The organism is Streptomyces sp. NPDC003379 (assembly GCF_053589195.1).
On record NZ_JBSFRK010000034.1, the window covers coordinates 1 to 17921 of the forward strand.

Genomic DNA, 17921 nt, shown 5'->3' on the forward strand with positions numbered 1-17921 from the left:
ACGCCGAAGGTGCCCTCGGAGCCGACCATCAGACGGCGCTGGATCTCCAGGGGCGTCGTGCCGTGGAGGATGGCGTCGAGACGGTAGAGCCCCGTCGTCGTACCGACGAAGGAGGGACGGAGGGGGAGCAGGTCTACTCGGACGGCGCCCAGTAGCCGACGAGGGTGGCCACGCCCGGTTCGAGCGCCTTCCAGGAACCGGAGTACGTCAGGACGGAGAAGGTCGCGGTCGGGAAGCCTCGGCGGGTCAGCCGCTCCCGGGCATCGCCCTCGGCGTCCCCGGCGAGGATGTCGGTCAGACCCTGCACTCCGGGGTTGTGGCCGATCAGGAGGACGTTCTGCACGTCGTCCGGGACTTCGTTGAGCACGGCGATCAGCTCGCCGGGAGAGGCTTCGTACAACCGCTCCTCGTAGACGGTCTTCGGCCGCTGCGGCAGCTCCTGGACGGCGAGCTTCCAGGTCTCGCGGGTCCGGACCGCGGTCGAGCAGAGGGCCAGGTCGAAGGGGATGCCGCTGTCGGCCAGCTTGCGTCCGGCGACGGGGGCATCCCTGCGGCCTCGGTCGGCGAGCGGCCGTTCGTGGTCGGAGATCTGCGGCCAGTCGGCCTTCGCATGCCGGAAGAGGACAATCCTGCGGGGTTCTGCGACGCTCATGCATCCCAGCTTCGCATGAAACGCGCCACAGGGCGCAGGTAGTTGACGCGGTGGCCCTGGGCGGGTGACGGCTCCGGCGGGGCGGTGGTCACGGGGTCGCGCGCAGGACCATCGCCTGTATGCGCTCGACGAGGTTGGTGACGACGGGCTCGCTGGTCGCGGCGTGGGCGTCCGCGGGGTTCAGGATCAGCAGGAGCAGGGCCGCGAAGGCGACGGCGGGCAGGGCGATGGCCCACCAGGGGAGCTGGATCTCGACGCTGCCCGACTCCGCGGGGTCGCGCCGGGTGTGCGTGCGGGCCGACATGCCGCCTCCGTGGTCTTCGAGTGGTCCGTGCCGCGTCGTCGCGGGCACAACTCGAAACTAGGCGATCAGCGGCCCTTGGGCCCATCCGGTGACCCACCCACTTGACCCTGACACTGACCCCCTAGGGGATGGGGGTGCCAGCCCCACCATCGGGTCGGATCACGGGGAGGCGATGGAGGCGACGATGCCGATGATCACGGTGATGGCCAGCATCGCGCCGAGCACGATGAGCAGCTTCTTCTGGCCGTTCTGAGGGTTCGGGTCAAGGACGGGCATACCGCCAGTCTCGCACCCCGGACCCGCACCCCCGCCGGTGGGGTCGGGCCTGGCTCACACCCCCCGCCGGTGCGGTCAGCCCCGGTTCGCACCCCCGCCGGTGCGGTCAGGCCGCCCTGGCCGCCACTTCGTCCTCGACCGTGCGGTTGCGGCCCGCGAGGATGCCGACGACGATCTGCGGCACCATCAGCCCCGCCATCAGCGCGATCGGCAGGCCCCAGCCGCCGCTGTGCTGGTAGAGGACGCCGACCAGGAGCGGCCCGGGGATCGAGATCAGGTAGCCGGTGCTCTGCGCGAAGGCGGACAGCTTGGCCACGCCCACGCTGCTCTTGGCCCGCATGCCGACCATCGTGAGGGCGAGCGGGAAGGCGCAGTTGGAGATGCCGAGCAGCAGCGCCCAGGCCCAGGCGCCGCCCGCGGGCGCGAGGTAGAGACCCGCGTATCCGGCGAGGCCGCAGGCGCCGAGGACGACCACGACGGGACCCTGGTGGGTCAGGCGCGTGGCGACCTTGGGGATGACGAACGCCAGCGGCACGCCCATGGCCATCGTCACGGCGAGCAGCACGCCCGCCTGGCCCGCGGGGACGCCCGCGTCGCGGAAGATCTGCGGCATCCAGCCCATCGTGATGTACGCGGCCGTGGCCTGGAGCCCGAAGAAGACGGCGAGCGCCCAGGCGGTGCGGCTGTGGGTGATGCGCAGTCCGGCGTCCTCCTGTCGCACGGTGGTGCTGACGTGCTCCGGTGCGGCGGAGGCCGCGCTCCGGTCACGGACGAGCGGGATCCACGGCACGATGGCGACGACGGCGAGGACCGCCCAGACGGCGAGCCCGGTCTGCCAGCGCCCGCCGAGCGCGTCGGTCATGGGGACCGTGAGGGCGGCGGCGAGGGCGGTGCCGAGCGCGAGTGCCATCGAGTACAGGCCGGTCATGGAGCCGACCCGGTCGGGGAACCAGCGCTTGACGATGACCGGCATCAGGACGTTGCTGACCGCGATGCCCATGAGGGCGAGCGCGGTGCCGGCGAGGAAGCCGGCCGTGCCGCCGAGGAAGGGGCGTATCGCCAGGCCCGTGGCGATCGCCACCATGCCGACGCAGACCACCGCGCCGGCGCCGAAGCGCCGGGCGAACCGGGGCGCCATGACGCCGAAGACCGCGAAGCACAGGGGCGGTACGGAGGTGAGCAGTCCGGCGAGGGTGCCGCTCATGCCGAGGCCGTCGCGCACCTCTTCGAGGAGGGAGCCGAGGCTGGTGATGGCCGGGCGGAGGTTGAGGGCCGCGAGGACGATGCCGACGATGACAAGACGCGTCGCCCACGCGCGCGTGGGGGGTTGTTTCTGCCCTGTGTCGGTACGCGTGGGGGGCGTCGTTGCTGTCGGTGTCATCGTGCTGGTTTCCTCACTGGCCATGACGCCATCATAGAATCATGGGATGATTGGCTGTCCAATCCACACGAAGGAACGTCATGCCGCTGACCTCCCCTCGCCGTTCGGCCCTCTCCGAACAGGTCATCTCCGAGCTGCGCAACCAGATCTCCTCGGGCGAGTGGCCGGTCGGCTCCCGCATCCCCACCGAGCCGGAGCTGGTCGAGCAGCTGGGCGTGGCCAGGAACACCGTCAGGGAGGCCGTGCGCGCCCTCGCGCACAACGGCCTGCTCGACATCCGGCAGGGCTCGGGCACCTACGTGGCCGCGACCAGTGAACTGGCGGGCGTCATGCACCGCAGGTTCGCCGACGCCGACCCGCGGCACATCGCCGAGCTGCGCAGCACCCTGGAGTCGAGCGCCGCGAAGCTCGCCGCCGAGCGCCGCACCGCACGCGACCTCAAGCAGCTCGACGCCCTCCTCGCGCGCCGCGAGGAGATCTGGGCTTCGGGGGACGCGGAGGCCTTCGTGACGGCGGACGCGACGTTCCACATGGCCGTCGTCGCCGCGTCGCACAACGACGTCATGACGGCGCTCTACGCGGACCTGGGCGAGGTTCTGCGCGACTGGCTGCGCGAGGACATCGGCACGGAGCTGACCCCCGAGACGCACATGGACCACGCCCGGCTCGTCGACGCGATCCGCGCGCGGGACGCGGAGGCGGCCGCGACCGAGGCGGCGGGCTATCCGTTCCTGTGCCGTCCGGTCACTTCTGGTGGCTGACCCAGGCCGAGCGGACTTCCTTCCAGCACCGCCCGGTCAGACGCACCGTCTGGGCGGGCCCCGCCTCGACCGGCGCGCTGTCGACGTCGATGTCCCACCACCGGTCGCACTCCACGTGCAGGCGGACCCGGTCGGTCTCGGGGTACGGGTTGTGGCAGTACGCGATGACGCCGGAGCCGGTGACCCCGGTGCGGCACTCCGAGCCGAAGGGCCGGGGCTTTGGCGTCCCCACGCGCGCGTGGCGGTCCGGATCGGCCTCGCCCAGGGACGCGGCACCGGGAGGCACGGCGACCAGCAGGACGAGAGCGGTGAGCACCGCACCGGTAAGACGCACACTCCAGGGTGCGCGGCACCGGCCCGCCACCGCCCGGCCGGTGGGCCGAACGGGTGACGCCCCGCCTCCCGCACGGAGCGGGGGACGGGGCGTCACCTACGTACGAAATGCCTGGTCAGGCACCCATCATTCCGGTCAGGCACCGACCATGTGGACGCCGCCGTCGACGTGGATGATCTCGCCGGTGGTCTTCGGGAAGAAGTCCGAGAGCAGGGCGACGATGCCGCGGCCCGCGGGCTCGGGGTCGGCCATGTCCCAGCTCAGCGGGGAGCGGGTGTTCCAGACGTCCGCGAGGTCGGCGAAGCCCGGGATGGACTTGGCCGCCATGGAGCCGAGCGGGCCCGCGGAGATGAGGTTGCAGCGGATGTTCTCCTTGCCCAGGTCGCGGGCGAGGTAGCGGCTGGTGGCCTCCAGGGCGGCCTTGGCCGGGCCCATCCAGTCGTACTTGGGCCAGGCGTACTGCGCGTCGAAGGTGAGGCCGACGACCGAGGCGCTGTCGCCGAACAGGGGGCGGCAGGCCATCGTGAGCGACTTCAGGGAGTACGCGGAGACGTGCATCGCCGTGGAGACGTCCTCGAAGGTGGCCTCCAGGAAGTTGAAGGCACCCTGCGGGGCGAAGCCGATGGAGTGGACGACGCCGTCCAGTCCGCCGAGCTCCTCGCGGACGATGCCTTCGAGGCGGTCCAGGTGCTCCTGGTTGGTCACGTCCAGCTCGATGACCTTGGCGGGCTTGGGGAGCTTCTTGGCGATGCGCTCGGTGAGGGTGGGCCGCGGGAAGGCGGTCAGGATGACCTCGGCGCCCTGCTCCTGGGCGACCTTGGCCGCGTGGAAGGCGATGGAGGACTCCAGCAGCACACCCGTGATGAGGATGCGCTTGCCGTCGAGAATTCCGCTCATGTGATCAGTGACCCATGCCCAATCCGCCGTCAACGGGGATGACGGCTCCAGTGATGTACGAGGCGTCGTCGGACGCGAGGAACCTCACCGCGGCGGCGATCTCCTCGGGCCGCGCGTAACGGCCGAGCGGCACCTGGGCGACGATGCCCGCGCGCTGCTCGTCCGTCAGCACCTTGGTCATGTCGGTGTCGACAAAACCGGGCGCGACGACGTTGAAGGTGAGATTGCGCGACCCGAGCTCGCGGGCGAGCGAGCGCGCGAAGCCGACCAGACCGGCCTTGGACGCGGCGTAGTTGGCCTGTCCCGGGCCGCCCATCAGGCCCACGACCGAGGAGATCAGGACGACGCGGCCCTTCCTGGCCCGCAGCATGCCGCGGTTGGCGCGCTTGACGACGCGGAAGGTGCCGGTGAGGTTGGTGTCGAGGACGGACGTGAAGTCCTCCTCGGACATGCGCATCAGGAGCTGGTCCTTGGTGATGCCGGCGTTGGCGACCAGGACCTCGACGTTCCCGTGCTTCTCCTCGATCTCCTTGTAGGCCTGCTCCACCTGCTCGGCGTCGGTGATGTCGCACTTGACGGCGAGGACCCCGGCGTCGGTGAGGACCTGCGGCGGCTCACCCGAGCGGTAGGTGATCGCGACCTTGTCGCCGGCGTCGGCGAAGGCGCGGGCGATGGCGAGGCCGATGCCCCGGTTTCCTCCGGTGACGAGAACCGAGCGGCTCAACGGATCACCCTTTCGATAGCGGTCTGGTACGTCGAAAACCTATCGGTACCTTCCGCGATACGGAGAATCGGCGACCGACAGTGGCGCAGAGGACTCCCTGTTGGATCCCTACAGAAAGGTCTGGCCGCGGGGCCGCCGCGCGCGACATGATCGGACCTGACCGGTGCCGACAGCAGGGAGACATCCGTGCCTCATTCCATCGATGAAGCCTTCACGGCGTTGCCGCTGCGGGCTCTCGCCGACGCCGCGCTCGCCCGCGCGCGGGCGCTCGGCGCCGACCACGCGGACTTCCGCCTGGAGCGGGTGCGCAACGCGTCCTGGCGGCTGCGCGACGCCAAGCCGTCCGGCTCCTCGGACACCACGGACCTGGGGTACGCGGTCCGCGTGGTGCACGGCGGGACCTGGGGGTTCGCCTCGGGTGTCGATCTGAGCATGGACGCGGCGGCGAAGGTCGCCTCGCAGGCCGTGGCCATGGCGAAGCTGTCGGCGCGGGTGATCGCGGCGGCCGGGTCGGACGAGCGCGTGGAGCTGGCGGACGAGCCCGTGCACGCCGACCGGACGTGGGTCTCCTCGTACGAGATCGACCCCTTCTCGGTGCCCGACGAGGAGAAGGCGGGGCTGCTCGCCGACTGGAGCGCGCGGCTGCTCGCCGCCGAGGGGGTCGCGCACGTCGACGCCTCGCTGCTCACCGTGCACGAGAACAAGTTCTACGCGGACACGGCGGGCACGGTGACCACCCAGCAGCGTGTGCGGCTGCACCCGCAGCTCACCGCGGTCGCCGTCGACGAGTCGAGCGGTGAGTTCGACTCGATGCGCACGCTCGCGCCGCCGGCCGGGCGGGGCTGGGAGTACCTCACCGGGACCGGCTGGGACTGGGAGGGCGAGCTCGCGCGGATCCCCGAGCAATTGGCGGAAAAGATGCGGGCGCCGAGCGTGCGGGCGGGCTCGTACGACCTCGTCGTCGATCCGTCGAACCTCTGGCTGACCATCCACGAGTCCATCGGCCACGCCACCGAACTGGACCGCGCGCTCGGCTACGAGGCCGCGTACGCGGGTACATCGTTCGCCACCTTCGACCAGCTCGGCAAGCTCGCCTACGGCTCGTCGCTGATGAACGTGACGGGCGACAGGACCGCCGAACACGGGCTCGCCACCATCGGCTACGACGACGAGGGCGTCGCCGCGCAGTCCTGGGACCTCGTCAAGGACGGCACGCTCGTCGGCTACCAGCTGGACCGGCGCATCGCGCGGCTCACCGGCTTCGAGCGGTCCAACGGCTGCGCCTACGCCGACTCCCCCGGCCACGTGCCGGTACAGCGCATGGCGAACGTGTCGCTCCAGCCGGATCCCGGCGGGCTCTCCACCGAGGATCTGATCGCGGGCGTCGACCGTGGCATCTACGTGGTCGGCGACCGGTCGTGGTCGATCGACATGCAGAGGTACAACTTCCAGTTCACCGGGCAGCGCTTCTACCGGATCGAGAACGGGCGGCTCGCCGGACAGCTGCGCGACGTCGCCTACCAGGCGACGACCACCGACTTCTGGGGCTCGATGGCCGCGGTCGGCGGCCCGCAGACGTACGTCCTCGGCGGTGCCTTCAACTGCGGCAAGGCCCAGCCGGGCCAGGTCGCCGCGGTCTCGCACGGCTGCCCGTCCGCCCTCTTCCGGGGCGTGAACATTCTGAACACCACGCAGGAGGCCGGTCGATGAGCCCGCGCAACCCCAAGCCGCACGAGATCGTCGAGCGCGCCCTCGAACTGTCCAACGCCGACGGCTGCGTAGTGATCGCCGACGAGGAGTCCACGGCGAATCTGCGCTGGGCGGGCAACGCCCTCACCACCAACGGCGTCACCCGCGGCCGCACCCTGACCGTCATCGCCACCGTCGACGGCAAGGAAGGCACCGCCTCCGGTGTCGTCTCCCGCTCGGCCGTCACCAAGGACGACCTGGAGCCGCTGGTGAGGGCCGCCGAAGAGGCCGCGCGCGGGGCTGGCCCTGCGGAGGACGCACAGCCGCTGGTGACCGGCACCGCCCCCTCCGCCGACTTCGCGGACGGCCCGGCCGAGACGTCCTCCGCGGTCTTCGCCGACTTCGCACCCGCCCTCGGCGAGGCCTTCGCACGGGCCCGCGCGGGTGGACGGGAGCTGTACGGCTTCGCGAACCACGAATTCGTATCCAGCTATCTCGGTACGTCGACAGGGCTGCGGCTGCGGCACGACCAGCCCAACGGCACCCTCGAACTCAACGCCAAGTCACCGGACCGCACCAAGTCGGCGTGGGCGGGGCGGGCCACCCGTGACTTCAAGGACGTCGACCCCGCGGCGCTCGACGCGGAGCTCGCGCAGCGCCTCGGCTGGGCCCAGCGGCGCATCGACCTGCCGGCCGGGCGGTACGAGACACTGCTGCCGCCCACCGCCGTGGCGGATCTGCTGATCTACCAGCTGTGGTCCTCCTCGGCCCGGGACGCCGCCGAGGGCCGCACGGTCTTCTCCAAGCCGGGCGGCGCCACACGCCTGGGCGAGCGGCTCGCCGAACTGCCGCTGACGCTGCGCAGCGACCCGCACGAGCCCGGCCTGGAGTCGGCGCCGTTCGTGCTCGCGCACGCCTCGGGCGACGACTCGTCCGTCTTCGACAACGGGCTGCCGCTGCGCGCCACCGAGTGGATCCGCGCCGGCGAGCTGGCCCACCTGGCCACCACCAGGCACAGCGCGGGCCTGACCGGGCTGCCGGTGACGCCCGCCATCGACAACCTCATCCTGGACGGGGGCGGCGACCGCTCCCTGGACGAGATGGTCGCGGCCACCGGGCGCGGGCTGCTGCTCACCTGCCTTTGGTACATCCGCGAGGTCGACCCGGCCACGCTGCTCCTGACCGGCCTCACCAGGGACGGCGTCTACCTCGTCGAGAACGGCGAGGTCGTGGGCGAGGTGAACAACTTCCGCTTCAACGAGTCGCCGGTCGGCCTGCTCGGCCGGGCCTCGGAGGCGGGCCGTACGGAGAAGACGCTGCCGCGCGAGTGGGGCGACTACTTCACCCGGGCCGCGATGCCCGCGCTGCGCGTCCCCGATTTCAATATGAGCTCGGTCAGCCAGGGCGTATAACCTCGACCCTTGCACGTACGTGCACCCTGTAAGCACTGCCGAGGAGACGCGAGACCGTGACGGACATCGTCGACGAGCTGAAGTGGCGGGGACTCTTCTCCCTGTCCACCGATGAAGACGCACTGCGCAAGGCGCTCGCGGACGGTCCCGTCACGTTCTATTGCGGCTTCGACCCCACCGCGGCGAGCCTGCACGTCGGGCACCTCGTGCAGGTTCTCACCGTCCGCCGGCTCCAGCGGGCGGGGCACCGCCCGCTGGCTCTGGTGGGCGGTGCCACCGGTCAGATCGGTGACCCGCGGCCGACCGCCGAGCGCACCCTGAACGACCCGGAGACCGTCGCGAAGTGGGTGGCGCGGCTGCGCTCGCAGATCGAGCCGTTCCTCTCCTTCGAGGGCGACAACGCCGCGGTGATGGTCAACAACCTCGACTGGACCGCGGGCCTGTCCGCGATCGAGTTCCTGCGCGACATCGGCAAGCACTTCCGCGTGAACAAGATGCTTACGAAGGACTCCGTCGCCCGGCGCCTGGAGTCGCAGGAGGGCATCTCCTACACGGAGTTCAGCTACCAGCTCCTCCAGGGCATGGACTTCCTGGAGCTCTACCGCCGCTACGGCTGCACGCTCCAGCAGGGCGGCAGCGACCAGTGGGGCAACCTCACGGCCGGCATCGACCTGATCCACCGCCTGGAGCCGGACGCGCGCGTGCACGCGCTCGCGACGCCGCTGATGGTCAAGGCGGACGGCACCAAGTTCGGCAAGTCCGAGAGCGGCGCCGTCTGGCTCGACCCGGCGATGACGACGCCGTACGCGTTCTACCAGTTCTGGCTGAACGTGGACGACCGGGACATCTCGACGTACATGCGGATCCTCTCCTTCAAGTCCCGCGAGGAGCTGGAGGAGATCGAGAAGCAGACCCAGGAGCGTCCGCAGGCGCGCGCCGCGCAGCGCGCGCTCGCCGAGGAGCTGACGACGCTGGTGCACGGTGCGGACCAGTGCGCCGCGGTCATCGCCGCGTCCAAGGCGCTCTTCGGCCAGGGCGAGCTCGCCGATCTCGACGAGGCGACGCTGGCCGCGGCCCTCTCGGAGCTGCCGCGCGTCGAGGTCGCCGACCTCGGGCCGGTCGTGGACCTGCTCGCCGAGGTCGGCCTGGTGGCGAGCAAGTCGGCCGCGCGGCGGACGGTCAAGGAGGGCGGTGCCTACGTGAACAACGTCAAGGTCGCCGCCGAGGACGCCGTGCCCGCTCGTGAGGAGCTGCTGCACGGGCGGTGGCTGGTGCTGCGCCGCGGCAAGAAGAACCTGGCGGCGGTCGAGGTCACGGCGGGCTGATCCTGCTGGCCCTGCTGACTCTGCTAACTCTGCTGACTCTGCTGACTCTGCTGACTCTGCTGACTCTGCTGAGCGCGCGTCGCCGCGCGCGCCGCGAAGGCCCGGCTCCCCGTGTGGGGCGCCGGGCCTTCGTCATGGGGCGTGCGGCTCAGGCCGTCCGTCTGTTTCCCTTGATCATCTTGTACGCCGCGTCGCCCAGGCCGACGACCACGACCGCCGCGGCCAGTTGCAGGGCGTGGCGGCCCCAGTCGATGCCCTTGGTCTCGTTGATGCCGAACTGCGTCGCGAGCCAGTTGCCCAGGACGGCTCCGATGATGCCGAACACCGTGGTGAGCCAGAGCGGACTGTGCTGCTTACCCGGCAGGATCGCCTTGGCAATCAGCCCCAGCACGAATCCCACGATGATCGCCCACAACCAGCCCATAGCTGCCTCCTTGTACGGCTCTACGTGAGCATTACCGCCAGTGTCGGCGTGTCCGCCGTACGGCGCATGTCGGGCGCCCCCATACGTGGCCGGACGCAGGGACCGCGCCGAGCTGAGGCCCTCCCCGGTCTCGTGGGCTGCGCAGGCCAGGCGTAACGTGGAGGGGCCGGACCGGGGCAGATACCGGGGAGAGTCCGGCACAGCGGACAGGGTGGTGGAACGTGATGCGGAAGCAGAGCGATGGCCAGGTCTTCCGGATCACGGGCGCCCGTCAGGGACTCGCGGACGACGTGCGCGGCCGGCAGCGCCGGTATGTAATCTCCATGTCGGTCCGGACCGTCTCCGTCGTCGCCGCGGCCGTGCTGTGGAACGTCGAGCGGCACGTCGCCATCGTCGCTCTGGTGCTCGGTGTCCTCCTCCCCTACATCTCCGTGGTGATCGCCAACGCGGGCCGCGAGGGCAACCCTTCGCTTCCGTCGACGTTCGTACCCGCTCCTTCTCGGCCAATGCTCGCGCCGCCTGTCGCGGCCGGTCCCGCGGAATCCGTCCCGGAAGATCCCCTGGGCGCCGCGTACGACCAGCGGCGCGGCAGTTCACGCGAGCACGACTGACCGTCGACGTTCCGCCAAGCTCAAGAAAAGCTCAGATCAACATGTAGTTCCGGTGCCAGTCACCGGGTCCCGCGTGACATACTTCGTACGCGCTCCGCATCCCCCGTCGGAGCGACAGACCGACGCCGGGCAGCTCCCCCCGTGGCTGCTCGGCGTCGCCTTGTTCGGAACGTTCTGGGACGCGACTGTGAGTGACGAAACGCCGATCTGTTCCGCCAAGGGCTGCCGCGTTGACGCGGCCTGGGTACTCGCCTGGAACAATCCGAAGATCCATACGCCGGAGCGGCGCAAGACGTGGCTCGCGTGCGAGGAGCACCGCGAGCATCTCTCCCAATTCCTGGGCGTGCGGGGCATGTTGAAGGAAGTCGTGCCCCTGGCGGAGTGGGCAGCCCGGGAGGGCTAGCCGCCGATCGCCGACATCGGGCGCTCCGGCTGGAGGAACGAGGAGGGGTCGTCGAGGCCCGAGCCCGCCTTCTTGCCCCACATGGCCAGCTTCCATATGCGGGCGATCGCCTCGTCCGAGCCGTCCGGACCGTCGGAGCCGTCCGTGCTGTCTTCGGGGGCCGCCCGCAGCGCTCCGCGCAGGTCGGTCTCCTCGGTGGCGAAGAGGCAGGTGCGGACCTGGCCGTCGGCCGTCAGTCTCGTACGGTCGCAGGCCGAGCAGAAGGGGCGGGTCACCGAGGCGATGACGCCGACGCGGTGCGGGCCGCCGTCGACGAGCCAGCGCTCGGCGGGCGCGGAACCGCGCTCCCCGGTGCCCTCTTCGGTGAGCTCGAAGCGGGTGCGCAGGGACTGCAGGATGTCACCCGCGGTGATCATGCCGTCGCGCTTCCAGCCGTGCTGGGCGTCGAGGGGCATCTGCTCGATGAAGCGCAGTTCGTAGTCGTTCTCGACGGCCCAGGCGAGGAGGTCGGGGGCCTCGTCGTCGTTCAGGCCCGGCATCAGGACGGTGTTGACCTTGACCGGGGTGAGGCCCGCGTCGCGTGCCGCTTCGAGGCCTTCGAGGACGTCCTTGTGGCGGTCGCGGCGGGTGAGCGTCTTGAAGACGTCGGGGCGCAGCGTGTCCAGGGAGACGTTGACCCGGTCGAGGCCGGCGGCCTTGAGGGCCTTGGCGGTGCGCTTGAGGCCGATGCCGTTGGTCGTCAGGGACATCTTGGGGCGGGGCTCCAGCTGGGCGCAGCGCTCGACGATGCCGACGAGGCCGGGGCGCAGGAGGGGCTCGCCGCCGGTGAAGCGGACTTCGGTGATGCCGAGCTGGGTGACGGCGATCCGCACGAGGCGGACTATTTCGTCGTCCGTGAGCAGATCGGGCTTGGCCAGCCACTGCAGGCCCTCTTCCGGCATGCAGTACGTGCAGCGCAGATTGCAGCGGTCGGTCAGTGATACGCGCAGGTCAGTGGCTACGCGGCCAAATGTGTCGATGAGCACTGCGGCCCCCTCCCCGGCGGTCGGATGCTGAGGTCCCATCGGTATGGGCCCCACTGGTTTCGACCTTACGCGACACCTCTGACAACGCCATGGGCCATTTGCCACGAGGAACGGTGCGGCCGCGTCGTAGGACTCTACGACGCGGCCGCTACGGGCGTGTGAACGATTCCCTGTCAGTGGGCCCCGACGCCGGTGAGGGACTTGACCTCGAGCTCGGCGTACTTGCCCTTGTCCGGCTTCTCCTTGGAGAGGATCGAGCCGAGCCAGCCGAGCAGGAAGCCGAGCGGGATGGAGATCAGGCCAGGATTCTCCAGCGGGAAGAAGTCGAAGTTCGCGTCGGGGAACATCGAGGAGGGCTTGCCGGAGACGACCGGGGAGAACAGCACCAGGCCGACGGCCGCGGCCAGACCGCCGTAGATAGACCAGAGCGCGCCCTGGGTGGTGAACTTCTTCCAGAAGAGGCTGTAGAGGATCGTCGGGAGGTTCGCGGAGGCGGCGACCGCGAAGGCGAGGGCGACGAGACCGGCGACGTTCAGGTCGCGGGCCAGGGCGCCCAGCGCGATGGAGACGACGCCGATGAAGACGGTCGCCCAGCGGGCCGCCTTCATCTCCTCCTTCTCGGTGGCCTTGCCCTTGCGGATGACGTTGGCGTAGATGTCGTGCGCGAAGGACGAGGACGAGGCCAGGGTCAGGCCCGCGACGACGGCGAGGATCGTGGCGAAGGCGACCGCGGAGATCACCGCGAGGAGGATCGCGCCGCCGGCGGAGTCGCCGCCGCCGCCGATCTCCATGGCGGTGAGTGGCGCCGCGGTGTTGCCCGCCTTGTTGGAGGCGATGATCTCGCCGGGCTTGAGCAGGGCCGCGGCGCCGAAGCCGAGGACGATGGTCATCAGGTAGAAGGCGCCGATGATGCCGATGGCCCAGTTCACGGACTTGCGGGCGGCCTTGGCCGTGGGGACGGTGTAGAAGCGGATCAGGATGTGCGGCAGTCCGGCGGTGCCGAGGACGAGGGCGATGCCGAGCGAGATGAAGTCCAGCTTAGAGGTGGCGCTCACGCCGTACTTGAGGCCGGGCTCCAGGAACTTCGAGCCCTGTCCGCTGTTGGAGGCGGCGGAGCCGAGCAGGTCGGAGACGTTGAAGTTGAACTTCAGGAGGATGAGGAAGGTGATGAGCACGGTGCCGGTGATGAGCAGGACAGCCTTGACCATCTGCACCCAGGTGGTGCCCTTCATGCCGCCGATGGTGACGTAGACGATCATCAGGACGCCGACGAGGGCGACGATGAGGATCTTGCCGGCGTCGGAGGTGATGCCGAGCAGCAGCGAGACCAGGACACCGGCGCCCGCCATCTGGGCGAGCAGGTAGAAGATCGACACGACGATGGTGGAGGTGCCCGCGGCGGTGCGGACGGGGCGCTGGCGCATGCGGTACGCGAGCACGTCTCCCATGGTGTAGCGGCCGGAGTTGCGCAGCGGTTCGGCGACCAGGAGCAGCGCCACCAGCCAGGCGACCAGGAAGCCGATGGAGTAGAGGAAGCCGTCGTATCCGAAGAGCGCGATGGCGCCCGCGATGCCGAGGAAGGAAGCGGCGGACATGTAGTCGCCGGAGATCGCCAGGCCGTTCTGGAAGCCGGTGAACTGGCGCCCGCCCGCGTAGAAGTCGGCGGCGCTCTTGGTCTGCCGGCCGGCCCAGACGGTGATGATGAGGGTGGCGACGACAAAGGCGGCGAAGAGGCTGATGATCAGCGGCCGGTGCTGGGAGGCGTCGGACGCCGCCGCGAGGTCGATGACGGCGGTGTGCGCGGGGCTCATGCGTCGCCCTCCGTGCGGGACTGCATGCCGGACTCCATACGGGACTTGATCGCCTCGGACTTGGGGTCGAGTTTCGCCGCGGCGTGCCGCGAGTAGAACCAGGCGATGAGGAAGGTGGTCAGGAACTGCCCGAGGCCGAGCACCAGGGCGACGTTGATGTTGCCGAACAGCTTGGTGCCCATGAGGTCGCCCGCGTAGTTGGAGAGCAGGACGTACACGAGGTACCAGGTGATGAAGGCGATGGTGAGCGGGAAGGCGAACGAGCGGTGGGCGCGGCGCAGTTCACCGAATTCCGCGCTCTCCTGCATCTCGGCGAACTCCTCCGTGGAGGGCGCGTGGGGAGCTGGTTCTTTCCCTGCGCCACCCTTCGAAGGGGGCGGTGCGTCGGTGGCCACGGAGTCTCCTCGTGGTGCGGGTGGGGTGGGGACGGACAGTTGTTCCATGGGGGCTCTGGTCTCACATCCGGCGTGACGCGGATCACGTGAGCCACGGATGGCGATGCTAAGGCCACGGGCCGTGATCCGACAGGGGTTGATGTTGCTTCTGTTGTCTGCTCAACGTCATGGCGGCGCGCACGACGCGCCCCGGCTCACCGGTTTCTTCCGGTTCTTCCGGAAGGCATTGCTGGCCTGGGAGTTCGGGAGATAGCTTCGCCCTGCACGACCCGTCATGTACCTGCCCGAGCACCAGCTGTGTTCGGGCGGTTCCGTATCCGGATGATGTGGAGATCCCATGGCTCATCTGCGTTCCAGACGCCGTACGGCGCTGACCGTGCCGCTCGGTATCGCGCTCGCCGCCTCGGTCGGCTTCGTGCCCGGTGCCGCGACGGCGGCCCCGAACGAGTCGCCCGCCCCCGTGTCGGCGTCGGCCGCGAAGGACGCCCCCGTCTTCGCGTACGTCGTCAACACCCGCGCGGACCACAAGACGATGGCGTACGTGAAGCGTGCGATAGCCAAGGCCGGCGGCTCCGTCGTCGTGGCGCACCAGAAGATCGGCGTCATCGTCGCGCACGCGTCGGACCCGAAGTTCGGCGAGCGCATACGTGACGTCCGCGGTGTGCAGTCCGCGGGCGCGACCCACACCGCGCCGCTGCGGGCGGCGGGCACCACGGACGACGGCAAGGCGAAGCTGCTGTCCGAGGCCGACGCCGAGTCCCTGAAGCGGAGCGCCGCTCCCGGCGCCGAGCCGATGGAGGCCGACCAGTGGGACCTGCGGGCGATCGGCGCCGACAAGGCGGCCAGGATCAACCCGGGCAGCAAGAAGGTCACCGTCGCCGTGATCGACACCGGCGTCGACGACACCCACCCGGACCTCGCCCCGAACTTCTCGGCGTCGCAGTCCGCGAGCTGTGTCGGCGGCAAGGCGGACACCTCGGCCGGGGCCTGGCGCCCGGCGAACAAGGACCACTACCACGGCACGCACGTGGCGGGTGAGATAGGCGCCGCGCGCAACGGCGTCGGCGTCGCGGGCGTCGCGCCCGGCGTGAAGATAGCGGGCATCAAGGTCGCCGACCCGGTCGACGAGCTGTTCTACCCGGAGAACGTGGTCTGCGCCTTCGTGTTCGCCGCCGAGCACAGCGTCGAGATCACCAACAACAGCTACTACGTGGACCCGTGGCTGTACAACTGCAAGGACGACCCGGACCAGAAGGCCATCCTCGACGCGGTCAACCGCGCCCAGCTGTACGCCAAGGGCAAGGGCATCCTCAACGTCGCCTCCGCGGGCAACTCCAACCACGACCTGGACTCCCACGCGATCGTCGACAAGTCCAGCCCGGACGACTCCACTCCGGTGACCCGCACCATCGACCCGCACGAGTGCCTCGACGTACCGACCCAGCTGCCGGGCGTCGTCACCACCAGCGCGACGGGCGTGAAGAACCTCAAGTCGTCGTACTCCAGCTACGGCAAGGGCGTCGTCGACGTCACGGCCCCGGGCGGCGACAAGTACCAACTGCCGACCGACACCCCGTCGAAGAACGGCAACATCCTCTCCACCATGCCGAACGGCGAGTACGGCTGGCTGCGCGGTACGTCGATGGCCGCGCCGCACGCCGCGGGCGTCGCCGCGCTGCTGAAGTCCACGCACCCCAAGGCGGGCCCCGCCGAGCTGCAGCGCCTCCTCAAGGCGCAGGCCGACCGCATGGAGTGCCCCGCCGGGCCGTACGACCCGGACGGCGACGGTGACGTCGACGCGGTCTGCGAGAGCGGCGGCAAGGGCAGGAACGGCTTCTACGGCAGCGGTCTCGTCGACGCGCTCGACGCCGTGAAGAAGAAGTGACGGGGGGTACGGACGTGACCAGGATCCCCAGCAAGGCCACCGGCTTCCCGCGCTCCCGCCGCGCGCTGGCTGTCCCGCTCGGGGTGGCGGTGGCGTCGGCCGTCGCCTTCCTGCCGGGTTCGGCGTCGGCGCGGCCCGCCTCCATGCCGGACGCGCCCGCTTCGGCGTCCGCCGCGGCCTCGGACGCCACATCGATGAGCTATGTGGTGAACGTCCGCCCCGGCAAGGGAAGTTCCCAGCGCGTCAAGAAGGCCATCACCAAGGCCGGTGGCGACGTCGTCATCGCGTACGACAAGATCGGCGTCATCGTCGTCCACTCGGCGAACCCGGACTTCGCCAGGACGATCCGCAAGGCGAAGGGCGTCGACTCGGCGGGCGCGACCCGGACGGCCCCGCTCTCCGCGCAGTCCGACAACGCCCTCGACTCCGAGCGGCCGCTGACCGCCGACGAGGCGAAGGCCGCGGCGGGCAGCGCGGCGGCGGGCCAGGACGAGCTGGAGCCGCTCCAGTGGGACCTGCCCGCCATGAAGGCGGACAAGGCGCACGAGATATCACTCGGCAGCCGCAAGGTGACGGTCGCCGTCCTCGACTCCGGGATCGACGACACCCACCCCGACATAGCGCCCAACTTCGACCGCCGGGCGTCCGCGAGCTGCCTGGGCGGCGTGCCCGTCCAGAAGGACAACGCGTGGCGTCCGGTGGCCAAGGAGAGCGACCACGGCATGCACGTGGCGGGCTCGATAGCCGCCGCGAAGAACGGCACCGGCATCACCGGGGTCGCGCCCGGCGTGAAGGTGGCGAGCCTGAAGGTGGCGGAGCCCGCGACCGCCCTGTACTACGCGGAGGCCGTCGTCTGCGGCTTCGTGTGGGCGGCCGACCACGGCGTGGACGTCACCAACAACAGCTACTACACCGACCCGTGGCTGTTCAACTGCACGACGGACGACGACCAGAAGGCGCTGGTCGACGCGGTCGGCCGGGCCGCGAAGTACGCGGAGCGCAAGGGCGCGGTGAACGTCGCGGCCGCGGGCAACGCGAAGACCGACCTCGCCCAGGACGAGATCGTCGACACGACGAGCCCCAACGACACCACTCCGGTGCCCCGCACCATCAAGACGAAGGACTGCTTCGACCTTCCGTCGCAGCTGCCCGGCGTGGTGACGGTCTCCGCCACCGGCGCCAAGGACATCAAGGCGTCGTACTCGAACTACGGCAAGGGCGTCATCGACATCACGGCCCCGGGCGGCGACGCCACCCGGTACCAGACGCCCAACCCACCGGCCGTCGACGGCAGGATCCTGTCGACGCTGCCGGGCGGCAAGTTCGGCTACAAGGGCGGTACGTCGATGGCGTCGCCGCACGCCGCGGGCGTGGCCGCACTCCTGAAGTCCACGCACCCGCACGCCTCGCCGGCCCGGATCAAGGCGCTCCTGTACCGCCAGGCGGACGCGATGGCCTGCACCGATCCGTACGACTTCGACGGTGACGGCAAGGTCGACGCGGTCTGCGAGGGCGGCAAGAACAAGAACGGGTTCTACGGCGCGGGCATGGCCGACGCGTTGGACGCCGTGCGCGAGTAGCGTGACGTGACGGTGTGACGGTGTGACGAGGG

The 17921-nt window shown here is 70.2% G+C and carries 19 protein-coding genes; 8 read left to right on the forward strand and 11 right to left on the reverse strand.

Features of this window, described 5'->3' with window-relative positions:
• Positions 1-133: 133 nt before the first annotated feature.
• The 4 genes from ACWDVB_RS28325 to ACWDVB_RS28340 all read right to left on the reverse strand — a co-directional run bounded on the left by ACWDVB_RS28325 (position 134) and on the right by ACWDVB_RS28340 (position 2637).
• Positions 134-652, reverse strand: a complete 519-nt coding sequence (locus tag ACWDVB_RS28325) for a SixA phosphatase family protein (protein ID WP_451517439.1) — start codon at positions 650-652, stop codon at positions 134-136.
• A gap of 88 nt (positions 653-740) precedes the next feature.
• Positions 741-956: a hypothetical protein gene (locus ACWDVB_RS28330; RefSeq protein WP_451517440.1), complete on the reverse strand. Its 216-nt coding sequence runs from the start codon at positions 954-956 to the stop codon at positions 741-743.
• A 159-nt stretch (positions 957-1115) separates the two neighbouring features.
• Positions 1116-1232, reverse strand: coding sequence for an SGM_5486 family transporter-associated protein (locus tag ACWDVB_RS28335; RefSeq protein ID WP_254374049.1), 117 nt, complete (start codon positions 1230-1232; stop codon positions 1116-1118).
• 106 nt (positions 1233-1338) lie between these two features.
• The gene (locus ACWDVB_RS28340; protein WP_451517441.1) at positions 1339-2637 is read right to left on the reverse strand and encodes a CynX/NimT family MFS transporter; all 1299 of its coding nucleotides are present in this window, start codon (positions 2635-2637) and stop codon (positions 1339-1341) included.
• A 56-nt stretch (positions 2638-2693) separates the two neighbouring features.
• Here ACWDVB_RS28340 and ACWDVB_RS28345 point away from each other — a divergent pair, with 56 nt between their 5' ends.
• Positions 2694-3374: a FadR/GntR family transcriptional regulator gene (locus ACWDVB_RS28345; protein WP_451517442.1), complete on the forward strand. Its 681-nt coding sequence runs from the start codon at positions 2694-2696 to the stop codon at positions 3372-3374.
• On the opposite strand, the gene ACWDVB_RS28350 is transcribed toward ACWDVB_RS28345, so the two are convergent.
• From ACWDVB_RS28350 to fabG, 3 genes are all read right to left on the reverse strand, one after another.
• Positions 3358-3708, reverse strand: a complete 351-nt coding sequence (locus tag ACWDVB_RS28350; protein ID WP_451517443.1) for a hypothetical protein — start codon at positions 3706-3708, stop codon at positions 3358-3360. The two genes, ACWDVB_RS28345 and ACWDVB_RS28350, sit on opposite strands and share 17 nt — an antisense overlap.
• Before the next feature lie 135 nt (positions 3709-3843).
• A complete protein-coding gene (gene fabI / locus ACWDVB_RS28355) occupies positions 3844-4605 on the reverse strand; it encodes an enoyl-ACP reductase FabI (RefSeq protein ID WP_451517444.1) in 762 nt (253 codons plus the stop codon).
• A 4-nt stretch (positions 4606-4609) separates the two neighbouring features.
• On the reverse strand, positions 4610-5329 hold the full coding sequence (gene fabG, locus ACWDVB_RS28360; RefSeq protein ID WP_451517445.1) for a 3-oxoacyl-[acyl-carrier-protein] reductase: 720 nt from the start codon (positions 5327-5329) through the stop codon (positions 4610-4612).
• Positions 5330-5515: 186 nt separating this feature from the next.
• Between fabG and ACWDVB_RS28365 the strand changes: the two genes are divergently transcribed.
• The 3 genes from ACWDVB_RS28365 to tyrS are packed head-to-tail and all read left to right on the forward strand — an operon-like array spanning position 5516 to position 9755.
• Positions 5516-7039 carry a TldD/PmbA family protein gene (locus ACWDVB_RS28365; protein WP_451517446.1) on the forward strand — a complete coding sequence of 508 codons (1524 nt, stop codon included), beginning with the start codon at positions 5516-5518 and terminating at the stop codon, positions 7037-7039.
• Positions 7036-8430 carry a metallopeptidase TldD-related protein gene (locus ACWDVB_RS28370; protein ID WP_451517447.1) on the forward strand — a complete coding sequence of 465 codons (1395 nt, stop codon included), beginning with the start codon at positions 7036-7038 and terminating at the stop codon, positions 8428-8430. The genes ACWDVB_RS28365 and ACWDVB_RS28370 overlap by 4 nt, the downstream gene beginning before the upstream one ends.
• A gap of 56 nt (positions 8431-8486) precedes the next feature.
• Positions 8487-9755, forward strand: coding sequence for a tyrosine--tRNA ligase (tyrS, locus tag ACWDVB_RS28375; RefSeq protein WP_451517448.1), 1269 nt, complete (start codon positions 8487-8489; stop codon positions 9753-9755).
• Positions 9756-9903: 148 nt separating this feature from the next.
• On the opposite strand, the gene ACWDVB_RS28380 is transcribed toward tyrS, so the two are convergent.
• Positions 9904-10179, reverse strand: a complete 276-nt coding sequence (locus ACWDVB_RS28380; RefSeq protein WP_451517449.1) for a GlsB/YeaQ/YmgE family stress response membrane protein — start codon at positions 10177-10179, stop codon at positions 9904-9906.
• A 224-nt stretch (positions 10180-10403) separates the two neighbouring features.
• Between ACWDVB_RS28380 and ACWDVB_RS28385 the strand changes: the two genes are divergently transcribed.
• Positions 10404-10790, forward strand: a complete 387-nt coding sequence (locus ACWDVB_RS28385; protein ID WP_451517450.1) for a DUF3099 domain-containing protein — start codon at positions 10404-10406, stop codon at positions 10788-10790.
• A gap of 187 nt (positions 10791-10977) precedes the next feature.
• A complete protein-coding gene (locus tag ACWDVB_RS28390) occupies positions 10978-11193 on the forward strand; it encodes a hypothetical protein (RefSeq protein ID WP_451517451.1) in 216 nt (71 codons plus the stop codon).
• On the opposite strand, the gene moaA is transcribed toward ACWDVB_RS28390, so the two are convergent.
• From moaA to ACWDVB_RS28405, 3 genes are all read right to left on the reverse strand, one after another.
• A complete protein-coding gene (moaA, locus tag ACWDVB_RS28395) occupies positions 11190-12218 on the reverse strand; it encodes a GTP 3',8-cyclase MoaA (RefSeq protein ID WP_451517452.1) in 1029 nt (342 codons plus the stop codon). The genes ACWDVB_RS28390 and moaA overlap by 4 nt on opposite strands.
• A gap of 173 nt (positions 12219-12391) precedes the next feature.
• Entirely contained in the window at positions 12392-14029 is a 1638-nt protein-coding gene (locus ACWDVB_RS28400; protein ID WP_451517453.1) for a solute symporter family protein, read from the reverse strand.
• Complete coding sequence (locus ACWDVB_RS28405) at positions 14026-14424, reverse strand: DUF485 domain-containing protein (protein ID WP_451517454.1); 399 nt, start codon at positions 14422-14424, stop codon at positions 14026-14028. Before ACWDVB_RS28405 ends, ACWDVB_RS28400 begins: the two co-directional genes overlap by 4 nt.
• A gap of 337 nt (positions 14425-14761) precedes the next feature.
• On the opposite strand from ACWDVB_RS28405, the gene ACWDVB_RS28410 reads away from it, so the two are divergent.
• Both ACWDVB_RS28410 and ACWDVB_RS28415 read left to right on the forward strand, forming a co-directional pair.
• Positions 14762-16309 (forward strand): S8 family serine peptidase, encoded by a 1548-nt coding sequence (locus tag ACWDVB_RS28410; RefSeq protein ID WP_451517455.1) that lies wholly within the window; start codon positions 14762-14764, stop codon positions 16307-16309.
• Positions 16310-16323: 14 nt separating this feature from the next.
• The gene (locus tag ACWDVB_RS28415) at positions 16324-17889 is read left to right on the forward strand and encodes a S8 family peptidase (RefSeq protein WP_451517456.1); all 1566 of its coding nucleotides are present in this window, start codon (positions 16324-16326) and stop codon (positions 17887-17889) included.
• Positions 17890-17921 lie beyond the last annotated feature (32 nt).